The organism is Chryseobacterium sp. WLY505 (assembly GCF_030846215.1).
Classification (GTDB): domain Bacteria; phylum Bacteroidota; class Bacteroidia; order Flavobacteriales; family Weeksellaceae; genus Chryseobacterium.
Window position 1 is genome coordinate 94742 of the sequence record NZ_JAVCWI010000006.1, and the last position, 15409, is coordinate 110150.

Sequence of the window (15409 nt, forward strand, 5' to 3'; positions counted from 1 at the left end):
TTTTATTTATAATGCTGAAAGATTCCGAAATCAGAAGGTGTCCAAAGTGCGGCTTTCTGTCCTGCTGCTTTCAAAGCGTTATTTGACCAGGTATTGCAGGTATACAGAAAGCTGTAAGTTCCTTTTGCATCATAAAAAGCGTCGTTATCACCGTACACCGCATTGGTAGGAATCAACATGAAATTGCCGTTTGGATCTCTGTCAAATTTATCTTCCACATATTTCACCAGATTTTCATACTGACTTCTGCTGATCATGATCATTTTACAGTCATCTCCTTCTTTCATCGTATTATAATAAGTACAGTGCATGGCAGAATCACTTAGCCAGAATGCTGCTTTTACAGCTGTTGAAAATTTCAGGTCTGCCCATGTAGGTGTATCAAGATAAAAGCCTTTATCTCCCCATCCTATTCCTATATACTGATAGTCTGTTCTTTTTGATTTTGTATTGGCAAAAGGAATTTTCCGGCTCCAGTCCTGCAGGTCGTTTTTCACAGGCATTACAATATCGGTATGCACTCCGTTGGTATAAATATAGATTGGAATTTCTTTCTTTTGTCCGTCATCTTTTGCAGAAACAGGAATATAGGGAATGAGCAGCCCAAGGATGACATAAATAATCACAATTCCTAAAATAATTCCTAGCACTTTCAGGATATACATTAATATCGTTTTCACAGTCATGTTTTTTAATAAAATTTAATCTTTAATTTTTAGTAAAAGTATTTGTTTTAATCGAAAAATTAGCTATATTTAGTTACGAAATATTCACAAATATGCGTAAAAATACTAAATCCCAAAAAAGGTTTAAAGTAAGAGTAAAAACTGCTCCTAAAAGAATACAAAAAAGACGTTGATTTTCGGTGAGATTTTGATCTCCTGAAAATCAATTTTTCTTTATAGGAAAGGCTTTTTAAGAAACTTATTGATGTAAATCTTCACCTCCTTAAAGCGAAAAATTTAAGGAATGGTCGACTATCAGCTCTGGTTTGGAACTTCAAAAAATTCCAAAAGAGGGATTGTCACCAAAAGTTCAGAGAAAAATCAGTCAGAAGATTTCTGTAAAAACTCAATATTTCTTTTAAGTCCTGTAAATTTGGTTCTTTTCACAGGAGATTTTCTGAAGATTTCTGAAAAAATTTCCTGGGTAAGTTCCTTCCATTCTCCTTTTTTGAAGTTTTTCAATGCTTCATTGGGTTGGAAACGGCTCTGTTTATTAGGCGCGGAGAATCTGTTCCATGGGCAGACATCCTGGCAGATATCACATCCGAACATCCAGTCTTCCATTTTATCTTTAAAATAATCCGGAATTTCGTTTTTGAGTTCTATGGTTGCATACGAAATGCAGCGGCTTCCATCTATAATCTTCTCAGAAACAATAGCATCTGTGGGACAGGCATCAATACATTTCCTGCAGCTTCCGCAATGATCTGTGGTGGCATGATCAGGAATCAGCTCCAGATCACAGATAATTTCGGCCAGAAAATAAAAAGAGCCACTTTGCTTGGTAATAAGGTTGGCATTTTTTCCTACCCAGCCTATTCCTGATTTTTTCGCCCAGGCTCTTTCCATCACCGGTGCAGAATCTACAAAGACCCGGAAACCAAATTCTCCAATTTCTTCCTGCAGCTCAGCTACCATTTCACGGAGGATCTCTTTAATGACTTCATGATAATCTTCTGCATAGGCATATTTTGAGATTTTAAAATTCTCAAGAACGGAAATTTTTTCTTCAGGAAAATAATTATAAGAAAGTGAAATCACAGATTTTGAACCTTCTACCAAAAGTCTGGGATCAAGTCTTTTGTCGAAATGATTTTCCATATACTTCATTTCGCCGTTATAATTATTCTTCAGCCATTTTTCAAGATGAGGAGCATCTTCTTCGAGAAAATCAGCTTTGGAAATGCCACAATTCTGGAATCCAAAACTTTTGGCTTTGGACTTGATCAGTTGGGAATATTTTTCGGCACCGGCATTCATTAATTTCACCCTGCAAAATTAAGATTATTTTATCAATCTTTTGATTTTGGGGAAAGTTCATAGCACAGCTGACTTCTTTTCTGAAAAATTATATTTTTATTAGGATTTTTTTCAAAAAAAAATTGCGTAATTTCGTTTCTAATTTAATATTTAAACCAACAACTATGTCTTTAATAGAAGTAATACAATCCGGAAATTATGAATTAATCGACGTTCGTGAGCCAATGGAGCTTGAAATGGACGGTAATATAGATGGTGCTAAGAATATTCCTCTAGGTGAAGTAGAAGACAGACAGGATGAGATTCTATCTGTTGAAAAACCTGTCATCTTATTCTGCAGAAGTGGAAACAGAAGCGGAAAAGCATTGGATTATCTTAACGCTCAGGGATTAAAGGACGGTTATAACGGCGGAGGCTGGGCTGAGCTGAAAGCTGTACTGGAAGCAAATCAGGGAACTTTTTAAAGTTCCTTTTTTTATATCTTTATTTCTATGAATCTGAAAAATCAATTTGAACAGCTTTGCTCTTTGTTTACGGAAGATCAGAAATTGATTAACAGTCTTTGGAAAGAGATTGAAACCAGATATTCTGAAAAAGGCAGGCATTATCACAATCTTCTTCATCTTGAAAATATGTTTAAAGAGCTTGAAGCAGTGAGAAATACTATCTCAGATTTTACTGCTCTTTCTTTCTCTGTGTTTTACCATGATATTATCTATGATGCCACCTCCAAAGCCAATGAGGAGAAAAGTGCTGCCAAGGCAGAAAAAAGGCTTGCTGAACTTCATATGCATCAAGATATAATTCCGATAATTTCTGCACAGATTCTGGCTACAAAATCTCACCAAATCTGTGATGATGAAGATACCAATTATCTTCTGGATGCTGACCTTTCTGTACTGGGCAAAGATTTTAAAACTTATTCAGAATACACTCAAAATATCAGAAAAGAGTATTCTATTTATCCTGATTTCCTTTATAAACCGGGACGAAAAAAAGTGCTTAAGCATTTTCTCGAACTGGAGAGTATCTTTAAAACAGAGTATTTTAAGAAAAAGTATGAAGTTCAGGCAAAGGAAAACATTGCTGCTGAACTGCAGTTACTTTAAATACAATTTCATTTATCATTTATATCAATAAAGACACCCTGATTACAAGGTGTCTTATTACTATATTTTATAAGTTCAGATTAAAAATATTTACCAATAAATTCCGTAGCTTTCTCTAATACAAGCTCAGGAGATTCTTTATGTGGTGTGTGTCCTATTCCGGGAATGATATATTTTTCCGAACTTCCACTGACCTGAGTCACTGTTTTTTCTACCTGATCCAATGTACCGTATTCATCAGCTTCTCCCTGAACAAATAATAATGGAGCAGTAATATTTTTTAAGAGATATTCAATATTCCAGGTTCTGTAATCTTCACGCGTCCAGGTTTCGGTCCAGGCCTTGAAAAGCATTTCTACTTTATCCCCATGGTATTTCTGTAAACGTTCCGGAAGATTAGTCGTTTTGTAAGCTTCCCAGGCGTCATAGACTCCCTTTAAAGTTACCTCTTCAACAAAGATATGACCAGCTTCACAAATGACAGCTTCTACTTTTTCAGGATATTTTGCAGCGGTAATCAAGGCTATTGTTCCCCCGTCACTGTGCCCGAACAGAATAACCTTATCAAGATTCATTTCAGTCAATAGATGATTCAACAGATCTGCTTCCAGCTCCATATAATTTACCGGTCTTACATGAGTAGACATTGGAAATGATTTACCGTAACCTAAACGGTCATAAGCCAAAGTATTGCAATGTGTGGCTTCGGATAGTTTGGCTGGAAAATCTCTCCAAAGCTGCACAGATCCTAATGAATCATGCAGAAAAACAATCGTAGGTTTGTCTTGAAATTGATTATTGTGTTCGATATATAATTTTTGTCCCTTTACATCTATTATTCTTCCCGCCATTGAGTAAAATTATATTTAAAAAGTTGGCATTTTTGTTTCTTCAAATTCTTTTAAAAGGTGGCTGAAGACAGTTTCTACCGGAAGAATTTCATCAATCAAAGCTGAAACCTGGCCTATTTCAAGTTCTCCATCTTCCATATCTCCTTCAAACATTCCACGTTTTGCTCTTGCTCTTCCTAAAGAAGCAATTAAGGCGTCTTTATCTCTTCCATTCACGTAGATATCTTCCAGTTCATTAAAGAATTTATTTTTAACCATTCTTACAGGAGCCAGCTCCTTCAAAGTAAGATGGGTATCTCCTTCCTGCAGTTCCGTGATTTTCTTTTTCCAGTTTTCATGGGCACTTGCCTCGGTTGTAGCCGCAAAGCGGGAACCGATCTGTACACCGTCTGCACCGAGAATCATGGCTGCTTTAATCTGTGAGCCTAATGCGATTCCTCCGGCTGCGATTAACGGCTTAGAAATATGTTTCTTTACATTCGGAATAAGACAGAATGTGGTGGTTTCATCTCTTCCGTTATGGCCTCCTGCTTCGAAACCTTCTGCAACAATGGCATCTACTCCGGCATCTTCACATTTTACAGCGAATTTGGTGGAAGAAACGACGTGAGCTACTTTTATTCCTTCTTTCTGAAGGGTCTCCGTATAGGTTTTCGGGTTACCGGCTGAAGTGAATACGATTTTCACTCCTTCTTCAAGAATGATCTGAATGATTTCCTCAATATTAGGATATAACATCGGTACATTTACCCCGAATGGTTTATCTGTTGCCAGTTTACATTTCCGGATATTTTCTCTCAGGATATCAGGATACATACTTCCTGCTCCTATAATTCCCAATCCTCCACAGTTGGAAACCGCAGAAGCCAATCTCCATCCTGAATGCCAGATCATTCCTGCCTGGATAATTGGATATTTAATAGTAAAAAGGTTTGAAATTCTATTGTGTGTAGCCTCCATGTCATGAAGTTTTTTTGCAGCGTTAAAATCTATAAAATTGCTCATGTGTAAAAATAATAAAAACAACGGTTTTCCGGGAAAAATATGTCAATATTTTCTATAACAACCAGTCATTCCTTAAGCTTTAATATAAAAAAAACCTTCAGAAATTCTGAAGGTTTTGATTTTATTTTGTCATGGATTGTTTCTTCCAGTTAGACTTAAAGTTACAGCTGTCGTAACGTCCGTCAATGGAAATAAAAGTAGTCGGCAACTTCGAGTTGACAAACTTTTCAACCATTTCACTTTTCTTTTTATTCAGTGCCATCTGCTTGATTCTGCTGAAATCTGTTTCCAGAGTAATCTGGTGAGAAGGAATCACATCTTCAACTTTGATGATCTTGATTTGTTTTCTCTTGTTCTCTTCGTCTTCAAAAGCAGTAGTGATATCACCTTTGTTTAATCCTGCCAATTCGTAGCTGATTGTTCCAGGGATACTTTCTCTTTCAATTTTATCAGAACCATCAGCTCCAGGAATGATCCCTGCATTGAATTTTGTTCTTTTATCGTCTGAGAATTTAAAAGCAGCATCTTTAAACGTCATTTTACCATCCATGATAAGACCTCTGATACTGTCTAATTTAGCTTTTGCGGTTTTAATTTCGTCATCGGTAGGAACAGCTTTCAACAAGATATGTCTTGCATCATATACTTTACCAGATCTTTTTATCAACTGAATAATATGGAATCCGAATTCAGATTCAACAGGATCTGAAATTTCATTTTCCTGAAGGTTCAATGCAGCAGCTTCGAATGGCTTCACCATCTGCCCTTTATTGATATTTTTATATAATCCTCCGTTGGCAGCAGATCCTTCATCTTCAGAATAAATTCTTGCCTGGCTTTCAAAAGTTTCACCTCCGATAATATCCTGCTTGATTTTTTTCAACCTGTTGATCAGTTCTTGTTTGTGAGCTTCTGTAAGTGACGGATAGATCATAATCTGAGCTAAAGTAACTTCATCCTTTACCTGTGGAAGCTGTGTTTTATACATATTGTAAAAATCAGTTACCTCATTAGGAGTTACATCTGCTTTATCCGTTACTCTCTGGTACTTTGCCTGTCCGTAATACTGGTCTGTATCTATTTTTTCAATAGCATTTTTCAGTTCATACGCATTTCTGAACTTATAAGCTGCAAGCATTGTTTTTTCATCCGGAAACTGAGAAAGCATCTGACGGTATTTTGCATTAGCTTGTTCTTTGATTGCTGCAGAACGGTTTTCAATTAACGTATCTTTTTTTGCTTCGTATACAAGAAGTTTATTGCTGATCAGATTTTCCAGGAACTCACATTTGTCTGTGTTGGCAGCTCCCTGTTGTTTACCATAATTCATCTGCTCGATTACATCAGATTCCAATACAATCTCATCCCCGATAACAGCGGCAATACCATCCACCAAATCTCCTTGTTTTAGCTGGGCGTTCATCATATTTGAAGAGAATATCATGATGAAAATCCCAAGAAGAAAAGTGATTTTTAGTTTATTTGTCATTTTACTATTTTAACAAGTTGCAAATTTAGAATTCTTAACGAATTTCACTCAATTTTTTATTATAAATATTTCTTAAAAAGACTTATTTACTGCAGTTCAACATCAAATGTCGTTAATTCTTTGAATTGTCTCAATCTGCTGAACATATCCGCTTCATTTACTTCCTCTATTCTTTCTGTTCCGAATTTCTCTACTGTGAATGATGCCATTGCAGATCCTACGATAAGGGCAGACTTCATCGTTTCGAAATCAATTTTCCCTTTTTTAGCAAGATATGCTGCGAAACCTCCTGCAAAAGTATCTCCGGCTCCTGTCGGATCGAAAACATCTTCTAACGGAAGTGCAGGGATAGCAAATACTTTATTGTCATGGAAAAGTAAAGCTCCGTGCTCTCCTTTTTTAATGATCACATATTCAGGACCCATAGTATGGATCTTTTTAGCTGCTTTTACCAGAGAGTATTCTCCTGAAAGCTGTCTTGCTTCTTCATCATTGATGGTAATTACATCTGTTTTTGCAATCATATCCATTAAGATATCCCATGCAGAATCCATCCAGAAGTTCATGGTATCAAGTATAACCAGTTTTGGACGGTTGTTCATTTTTTCAAGTACAGATAACTGAACTCCAGGGTGTAGGTTTCCAAGTAGTAAAATTTCGGCATCCTGCATTGAATCCGGGATTTTCGGATCAAAATTTTCCAACACATTTACTTCTGTAGCCAAAGTATCTCTAGTATTCAGATCGTTGTGGTATTTTCCGGACCAGAAGAATGTTTTTCCTTCTTTCACGATTTCAATTCCTTCAATGTTTACCTCTCTGTCTGTGAACATATCAAGATGTTCCTGTGGAAAGTCTCCTCCTACTACAGAAACAATTCCGGATTTAACGCCTAAAATTGATGAAGTGATTCCGATATAAGTGGCTGCACCTCCTAAAATTTTGTCCGTTTTACCAAATGGTGTTTCAATTGCATCAAATGCAACACTTCCTACAACTAAAAGTTTCATATATTTTTCAATGTATATTAAAAGTAATTATTTTTTCCATTCAAAAGTGTCCAGCAGATGTTTCATATCATTTTTGATATAGTTCACCGCAGGCGCAAGAGAGTCCGGCTTCGGTCTCGTATTAAAGTATAAGTAAGCAGTCACGAAATGTTTCGTACTGTCTGTAATGTAAAACTGAAGATTGGAAGCGCTCTGCCCTTTCAATTCATAGAAGTTCCCGTACACTTTCTTTTCAGGGTATTCAAAGGATTTTGTATCTATGGAACTGGCTTTGATGGTATGCTCATATACCATTTTCTCGGCTTCCTTAATATGGTCAGCAAAGTCGTTCTGTATCGGATAATAGGTAACGAAAAGCTTAGCTTTCATTTTCGGATAGTTCAGATAGAACCAGCAAGGTTTTTTGGCTGGTGCAATCGAAGCAAAGTGCGAATATTCAAAGGTATAGGCACAATCGTTTTCAAACTTTTGGTATTTCGGTGTCGGATATTCAAGACGCAATTCTCCATAAGGTTTTGGCGAAGGGTCTTTTCCACATGAAATTAAAAGCAGCGATACAAAAATAAAAATGACTTTTTTAATCATTTTGCAAAAGTACAAATTAGATTTCAGATTTCGGAAGACAAATTTCAGTCTTTCAGAGCGTTTTGAATGTAATTTTCCAAAGGCTTCGGAAACGATTTTTCATGAGAGCCTTCAACGTCTGTAATCAGGTACTGATTTTCAACGACAAAATCCTTCCATATCTTTTCAGAAGTTACCTCAACATTCCAGATTTCAATGCTTAAGTTCTTATGGGTCAACTTATGGGTAACTGTTTTTGAACCGGTAATGAAAGGTTCCATATCGGAAGGAATAGCTGTTGGAAACTCAAATAATTTCTTCCAGATGAAGTCATCCGCTCTCTGACGGATCAGAAACTGTCCGTTTCTGTGAACAAAATAATACGTCAGCGCAAGATCTTCTGCTTTTACTTTCTTTGTTTTAACGGGATAAGTGGAAATTTTCTGCATTGAAAATGCCAGACAGTCTTCATTTACAGGGCATTCTCCGCACAACGGATTTTTGGGTTTACAGATTTCAGATCCAATATCCATCATAGCCTGATTAAAGTCTCCTACATTTTCCGGCATTACCAAAGCTGCCAGTTCAGAGAAATAAGTAAATGCTCTTGCATTTGAAATATCAAAATCATCGGCAAAAAGGCGGCTCAACACACGGTAGAAATTCCCGTCAACAGCAGGCATTTTTCCTCCAAAACATATACTTGAGACCGCTGCTGCAGTATATTTCCCTACTCCTTTCAGTTTTAAAATTTCTTCGTATTGATCAGGAAAGACGCCCTGATAATCATTCATGATCTGTTGGGCAGCTTTATGAATATTGATCGCTCTGGAATAATATCCCAATCCTTTCCAATAGAGTAAAACTTCGTTTTCTTCAGCTTCTGCCAATGTTTTTACATCGGGAAATCGCTTAATGAAATTATTATAATGGTTTAATCCCTGATTGATCCTCGTCTGTTGAAATACAATTTCACAGATCCAGATTTTGTACGGATCTTTTGTCTGTCTGAAAGGCAGATCTCTTGCATTATTTTTATACCATTCTAGAATTTTGCTGCCTATATGCAGAAAATCTGAACTTCGGTTATCCTTCTCCAAAAATTTTTGTTTTGCTTTTATGAGATACTTCGACTTCGCTCAGTATGACATTGCTAATACCAACCGTTTTCAATAAACGAATATTATTTAATGTGTTATGCATTGCGGAGTCAAAGCATTTTGTATCTGCAAAGATAAAACTTATTTATCAGCTTTAACAGAATATACCGGAGCCGCTTTTAACCACTGGTACTTAAGGTTTCTGTCTTTGGCTATAAAACGATACCCTTCAAGCTTTTTCAGATATACATACATAGAATCTGTATTTTTGATCTTTAATTTATATTGAGATAAAAACATCATGGGCATATCTACAGTGGAATCTCTCACTGTTTTCAATACTTCTCCTGATTTTACTTTATAAAGATAGAATGATTTTCCGCGGCCTTTTGAACTGTCGGCCAGCTTTACATCCGAACTTGCAAGTACGAGTTCACTGCCATCAAAACATTCATCTCTGTTCATGATGTATGCTTTTCCTTCCTGGCGTTCCTGTGCGAAAAGATCATTTTCGTAAGTGCCCGGACTCTGGTATTTTTTTTCACAGCTTATCAAAAAGATGACCAACAAAAAGGGTAATCCAATCACAAGTGTTTTATTCATATTCAATTTCATAGATGTTGGTTGAAAAAAAACCGATGTAATATTGCATCGGTTTTTGTTATATAAAGTACGTTTATGTTACTCCTGAGTGTATTCTGCATCCCATTCGTTACCATCATCTCCTTTGTGTCCGTCCAGTTTAATAACGAAACTTTTTGTAGGGAAATAAGGCGTCATACGGATATCCAGCCATACTCTGTCTTTGTTTACTCTATCCTGCTCGAAACGAACAATTTTGAATTTCTCGATCAACTTGTCCGGTCCTTTGATATTGTCAAGGAAAGTAACAATCTGTCTTCTCAAATCGTCTTCGTTTTTAGCATTCCAGTTTTCGAAAGCTCTTCTGTTAAGGAAGTCTAATAATACTTTGGTCACATAGTCGAATACACGAACTACGGAATAGGTCTGAAGACCGATATTGTCTCCTGTAAATAAGGTCTTCGCTGAGAAAGCCATAATTTTTCCGTATTCGTTTACCATTGGTACAAGACCCATTTTTTCCAATTGAGAAATTTCACTTTTCTTCAATTCGAATTTTACAGCGTCTACTTCGTTGATGTTACCGTGCTTTTTACCTGCTGCTACCTGAGACATCAGTGTTTTATGGATCTTTCCTGCTAATGAAGTGGAAGGTGGAAGTTCTACGTTTTCTTCTTCCCCTACTTCTTCAGCTTTACCACGTCCTACCAGCCAGTTACACGTCATGATAACGTTACTTCTGTGAAGTTCACCTCCTGTAAGGTTTGCAGAGTGGAATAAATCTACCACGTCATCCGGCTTATCAAGGTTGGCGAAGTCTGTAACCATCATTACTTTGTTTTCGTTACAGATTTTTGCCCATTTCTCTATAACCTTGTTAGATCCTAAATATCCTGGTATTGCAAGGATTGAATAGTTATCTCTAAGGTCAAGACGGTCGTAATAGTTTTTGAATTCTTCTGAAATAGCATCGATGAACAGAGGATTATCCAGATCGGAAACCTGATCAAGGCTTGCATTCACGATACTTACGTTATCCACTTTATCCAATTCCGTATTCTTGTAGAATTGCGCTACTGTTCTGTAGTTGGTTTCCAACATACGAACGGCATCCAGTGTATTTTTTAAGTTTGTTTTTAAGTTCTGATCGGCCTGTTGTGCTTTACTTTTGCACGTATCAGCCATTTTATCTGCAGATTCATTACCTTCTAAAAGGTTTACCCAAAGATTAATCTTCTGAAGAAGTTCTTTTCTTTCGTCTGCTTTATTGCTGTCATTCAGGAAGATTTCTTTTCTTGCCTTTCTTGTTGGGTTCATATTGGCAATACCGTCTACAACGGATTCAACAAAGCCAAATCCTCCCATTTTATTGAGCTCTGCAAGCGGGTTGCCCTTCGGCTGCCCTGCGTGTTGCTGCTGCCCCTGCTGCTGGCTCTCTTGTGCCTGTAATTTGCTATCCATGATTTAATGTAAGTCTTTAATTATTTTTCAAGTTCTTGTGCCACTTCTTTCAATACTTCTATGAACGCCGCTCTTGTCTGATCGTTCTCCAGCATGTTGCGTAGAATTTTGTTAGTTTTCAGCTGACGTACGATTTTATTGTACTGCTCCTGTTCCATGCTCAATTGCTGCAGATAATCTGACTTCTGAGTAAGGCTTTTAGGGGTAAAGTCTCCAAGGTTTTGAAAACGGAATTCTTCTTCTACCACTCCACCATCTTCTGTTTCGTGCTGTACCGATACTGAAGGCTGAAAATGTTTGAAAACGTCTTCCACTGTTTTTAATCCTGTTACGATTTCAGGGGTATAAGACTCGTCTGTTGTAAGTTGGCTTACTATCAGTGATTTATTTTCCTGTATTTCCTGAATAGCTTCATTAGCGTCTACTTTTACCTCGTTTCCGCCAACACCATAATTAAACATTGCCATATTATTGTTATTTTGAGATTTACTATTTTGGTTTGGATCTGTCTTTGAATAATTTACCGATGAATCAAATAAATTACCAATCCAATGTTTAAATTTAAAAAAAAACTGTAACATACAAAATTTTACTAAGATTTTTCTTGAATCATCTAAATCTATTTACATTTATTCAACATAAAATCACCATATTACGATATCACTAAGCTATGAAAAAATAAATAAAGTCTTCCAAGAAAAATAAAATAAAATTTTTGTTTGCTGTACTCTTTTATAAACATGCCTGATAAATGTTAAAATAAGAATTCCTCAGATTTTACAAAAAAATATTTTTTATATTTAAACAAAGTGAGCCGTGTCATGAAAGATGTAAAAATAGCGTTCAGAAAACCGATATTTCCCGTTTCAGAAGCATTACAAGAATATCTGGAAAAATATAACAGAACTACCAAGATTAAGTTTCTGTATGAAGATCTTTTAAGATTTAGTGACAGTGTAAGAATTCTGGATAAAGATGGTAAAGATACTTTGTGGCTTGGGGTGCTGTATTCTGAATATGAGTTTAAAGAAATAGAGGCCAATTTAAATAAAATTTATACCCTTCTTCATTCTGATGGAGATATTGCCACTTTACCTTATCTGAAAGTGGATACCATCGACTTTTGTACTTTCGGAAATTCTAAACCTTTCCGGATTCGGGTGAGAAATGTACTGAATGATAATTATACCTATTTTTATATAAAACAGGCCGATGCTTCCCGGATATTCGGACTGGAGCTTGAAGACCTGCTTTCTCCTAACCGGATTAACTTTCTGGTCTATAAGAATACTTTGATAGAGGAGCATATTTTAGGAATTCCCGGAGATGTTTTTATTCAGAAACATCTGCCCAACTGCTCAGAACTTGAAAAGGCACAGATTTCCAAAGAATTTGTAAAATTTAATGAACGTTGTCTTATTGGACTTCTTGGAGACATGCGTTCTTATAATTATGTTGTGATTCCTATACACGATTTCGACCAGGTCATTTACAGAATCCGTCCTATAGATTTTGATCAGCAAACGTATGAGGGAAGCCTGAAGGTTTATCTTCCACAGTATTTCAAAGAGAATAATCAAATGGTGAATATGGTATTGGAAAAGCTGAAGCCAAGTTCCATAGAACAATACCGCAAAGAAGTACGTTCCCAAATCGTAAAAAGAGTGACCACCAGTAAAAACAGATTTGATGAACTTATTTCTATTATGAAAAAAGATAATCTTGCGCCGGAAGCCAATGTCATAGAACTAAGGACGGCTTTACAAAAACTCACCTATGATGTTAATTTCAAATATTGTAAAACCATGGGAGATATTATAGAAACGGGAATAAAGTTTGTACTCCGGAATTATAAGAAAGAATATTAAAAAGAGAATCCGTCTCAAATGTGAGGCGGATTCTTTCTTTTCTAACAATTTAAGGTAAAATTACCAGATTTTTATTCTGTCCTGAGGAGCTTTATATAATTTGTCTCCCGGTTTGATATCAAATGCTTTGATGAATGAGTCCTGATTAACCAATGGTCCAAAAGCCCTGAACATTCCCGGAGAGTGTGGATCTGTTTTCACCTGGTTGATCATATACTGATCGGTAGCTTTAGTTCTCCAGACCGTAGCCCAGCTCATGAAGAATCTCTGATCCTGAGTGAACCCGCTGATCTTTCCTGGGTTTCCTTTGTCTTTTAAATACATCTGAAGCGCATCGTAAGCCACTGCTACTCCACCTAGGTCTCCTATGTTTTCACCGCTTGTAAATTTCCCGTTCACAAAGCTTCCTTTTACAGGTTCGTAAGCGCTGTACTGAGCGGCTAACTGTCCTACTTTTGCATCAAAGTTTTTACGGTCTGCATCCGTCCACCAGTTGTTAAGGTTACCATCTCCATCGAAACGTGAACCGCTGTCGTCAAATCCGTGAGAAATCTCGTGACCGATAACGGCACCAATACCACCGAAATTTACGGCTGCGTCAGCTTTAGGGTTATAGAAAGGCGGTTGAAGAATGGCTGCAGGGAATACGATTTCGTTGTTTGATCCGCTGTAGTAAGCATTTACCGTTTGTGGAGACATTCCCCATTCTGTTTTGTCAACAGGTTTTCCTACTTTATCTAAACTTCTCTGATACTGCCATGCTGCAACATTCTGAAGATTAGAATATAAGGTAGCACCTTCTTTTGGTGATTCTACTTTCAACTGTGTATAATCTTTCCATTTATCCGGATAAGCAATTTTCACGGTAAACTTGGATAGCTTTTCCTGAGCTTTTACTTTGGTTTCAGGAGACATCCAGTCTATGTTTGCAATGTGTGTTTTGAATGATTTTAAAAGATAATCAATATACGTTTCCATCTGCTTCTTAGCTTCAGGAGTGAAGTATTTGTCAACATACAGTTTTCCGAAAGCTTCTCCCAGAACACCATTGACAAGGGTAAGCCCTCTTTTGTTCATCGGACGCTGTTCTTTTTGTCCCTGTAAATATTTAGCATAGAAATCGAACCTGATCTGCTCTAAATTGTCATCCAGATTGCTCGCATTTCCGTTGATGATATGGTATTTCAGATAATCTTTCAGTAAAGGAAGGTTTTTCTGGGTAATGAACTGATCCATGTTCTGGTAATATTTCAGTTCGCCGATGATCACTCGGTCTGTATTTACTCCTGCATCTTTCAGATATTTGGCAAGGTCAACATTTTTCACAAGCCCTGATAATTCTGATACGTTTTTAGGATTATATCTTAAATTGGCATCTCTGTTCTGCTCTAAAGTCAATAAATAATTAGCAAGCTGTTTTTCAAAATCTACCACATTCTGTGCCGCCTGAGTCGTATTTTTATATCCTAAAACTCCGAATAACTTTCCAACATAAGTCTGATATTCCGCCAGGGTTTTAGTATTGGCATCGTTTACTTTCTGATAGTAATCTCTTCCTAATCCTAAATCCGGACCGCCAAGATACACCGCGTTCATCTTTGAATTCTTCATATCAGCACCTACTCTCCATCCGTAGAAAGAGTTGTCACCTAACCTTGTAGCTTCCAAAAGGTATTTCTGAAGATCGCCCAGACTTTTAATAGCATCTACTTTGGCAAGATCAGCTTTGATAGGAGCGAGACCTTCTGCATTTCTCTTATTGGTATCCATAAAAGAGGCATACAGATTCTGGATTTTCTGTCCTTCTGATCCTGCAGGATATGATTCTGTAAGAATTTTGTTTAAGATATCTAATGAAGCATCATCCACATTTTCTCTCAACGCATTGAAAGATCCCCAGTTTGCTTTATCGGAAGGAATCTGAGTCGTTTTCACCCAGTTTCCATTCACATAGCTAAAAAAGTCATCTTGTGGACGGACACTGGTATCCATATACGATAAATTGATTCCCTCTTCTTTTGCTTCTTCTTTTACCGGTTCAGCCACTTTTGCTGTAGCTTCAGTTTTATTGTCTGTCCCTGCATTCTTAGCAGCACCACACGAATTAAGAAATACAATACCCGAAAGAGCAAGTATTCCAATATTTAGCTTTTTCATTAAAGATAATTTTTGATTTTACACAAACTTATCAAATATACAAACTTTAATGATATGTAGTGAATGATAATTGATATATGGTGAAAAGTGAAAATTCAATGTTTAATGTTTAATGTTTAATGTTATTACGTATAGAACCACCCCGTCAAAAATTCTTTGAATTTTTGCCACCCCTCCGGGGGAGGGGAATGATGGAAGCCGTTATTGTAAAAATTGTCCCCTCGATTG

Annotated in this window: 15 protein-coding genes; 3 read left to right on the top strand and 12 right to left on the bottom strand. The window is 36.7% G+C overall.

The window, feature by feature from the left end:
* Nucleotides 1–2: 2 nt before the first annotated feature.
* Both RAH34_RS14030 and queG read right to left on the bottom strand, forming a co-directional pair.
* A complete protein-coding gene (locus RAH34_RS14030) occupies nt 3–686 on the bottom strand; it encodes a TIGR02117 family protein (RefSeq protein ID WP_114821465.1) in 684 nt (227 codons plus the stop codon).
* A 360-nt stretch (nt 687–1046) separates the two neighbouring features.
* A complete protein-coding gene (gene queG, locus RAH34_RS14035) occupies nt 1047–1985 on the bottom strand; it encodes a tRNA epoxyqueuosine(34) reductase QueG (protein ID WP_114821464.1) in 939 nt (312 codons plus the stop codon).
* Between the two features lie 164 nt (nt 1986–2149).
* Between queG and RAH34_RS14040 the strand changes: the two genes are divergently transcribed.
* Together RAH34_RS14040 and RAH34_RS14045 are read left to right on the top strand one after the other, a co-directional pair.
* Complete coding sequence (locus RAH34_RS14040; protein WP_047420452.1) at nt 2150–2449, top strand: rhodanese-like domain-containing protein; 300 nt, start codon at nt 2150–2152, stop codon at nt 2447–2449.
* A 27-nt stretch (nt 2450–2476) separates the two neighbouring features.
* The gene (locus RAH34_RS14045; protein ID WP_306596546.1) at nt 2477–3094 is read left to right on the top strand and encodes a hypothetical protein; all 618 of its coding nucleotides are present in this window, start codon (nt 2477–2479) and stop codon (nt 3092–3094) included.
* A gap of 80 nt (nt 3095–3174) precedes the next feature.
* Here the strand turns inward: RAH34_RS14045 and RAH34_RS14050 are convergent, their stop codons facing one another.
* From RAH34_RS14050 to RAH34_RS14090, 9 genes are all read right to left on the bottom strand, one after another.
* On the bottom strand, nt 3175–3945 hold the full coding sequence (locus tag RAH34_RS14050) for an alpha/beta fold hydrolase (RefSeq protein ID WP_306596547.1): 771 nt from the start codon (nt 3943–3945) through the stop codon (nt 3175–3177).
* Nucleotides 3946–3960: 15 nt separating this feature from the next.
* On the bottom strand, nt 3961–4905 hold the full coding sequence (locus tag RAH34_RS14055) for a nitronate monooxygenase family protein (protein WP_306596626.1): 945 nt from the start codon (nt 4903–4905) through the stop codon (nt 3961–3963).
* A gap of 166 nt (nt 4906–5071) precedes the next feature.
* Nucleotides 5072–6439 (bottom strand): peptidylprolyl isomerase, encoded by a 1368-nt coding sequence (locus RAH34_RS14060; RefSeq protein ID WP_114821461.1) that lies wholly within the window; start codon nt 6437–6439, stop codon nt 5072–5074.
* Between the two features lie 86 nt (nt 6440–6525).
* Nucleotides 6526–7449 carry a PfkB family carbohydrate kinase gene (locus tag RAH34_RS14065; RefSeq protein ID WP_034692120.1) on the bottom strand — a complete coding sequence of 308 codons (924 nt, stop codon included), beginning with the start codon at nt 7447–7449 and terminating at the stop codon, nt 6526–6528.
* Nucleotides 7450–7476: 27 nt separating this feature from the next.
* Nucleotides 7477–8034: a gliding motility lipoprotein GldD gene (gene gldD, locus RAH34_RS14070; protein ID WP_114821460.1), complete on the bottom strand. Its 558-nt coding sequence runs from the start codon at nt 8032–8034 to the stop codon at nt 7477–7479.
* A 44-nt stretch (nt 8035–8078) separates the two neighbouring features.
* Nucleotides 8079–9113, bottom strand: a complete 1035-nt coding sequence (gene mutY / locus RAH34_RS14075; protein ID WP_306596548.1) for an A/G-specific adenine glycosylase — start codon at nt 9111–9113, stop codon at nt 8079–8081.
* Between the two features lie 141 nt (nt 9114–9254).
* Nucleotides 9255–9716 carry a hypothetical protein gene (locus tag RAH34_RS14080; protein ID WP_228412008.1) on the bottom strand — a complete coding sequence of 154 codons (462 nt, stop codon included), beginning with the start codon at nt 9714–9716 and terminating at the stop codon, nt 9255–9257.
* A gap of 78 nt (nt 9717–9794) precedes the next feature.
* Nucleotides 9795–11156 carry a DUF5458 family protein gene (locus RAH34_RS14085; protein ID WP_114821457.1) on the bottom strand — a complete coding sequence of 454 codons (1362 nt, stop codon included), beginning with the start codon at nt 11154–11156 and terminating at the stop codon, nt 9795–9797.
* 20 nt (nt 11157–11176) lie between these two features.
* Nucleotides 11177–11623, bottom strand: a complete 447-nt coding sequence (locus tag RAH34_RS14090) for a type VI secretion system contractile sheath small subunit (RefSeq protein ID WP_185144355.1) — start codon at nt 11621–11623, stop codon at nt 11177–11179.
* A 354-nt stretch (nt 11624–11977) separates the two neighbouring features.
* On the opposite strand from RAH34_RS14090, the gene RAH34_RS14095 reads away from it, so the two are divergent.
* Nucleotides 11978–13024 (top strand): hypothetical protein, encoded by a 1047-nt coding sequence (locus RAH34_RS14095; RefSeq protein WP_306596549.1) that lies wholly within the window; start codon nt 11978–11980, stop codon nt 13022–13024.
* Between the two features lie 60 nt (nt 13025–13084).
* Here RAH34_RS14095 and RAH34_RS14100 read toward each other — a convergent pair whose 3' ends face one another.
* Entirely contained in the window at nt 13085–15181 is a 2097-nt protein-coding gene (locus RAH34_RS14100) for a M13 family metallopeptidase (RefSeq protein WP_114821454.1), read from the bottom strand.
* Between the last annotated feature and the right edge of the window lie 228 nt (nt 15182–15409).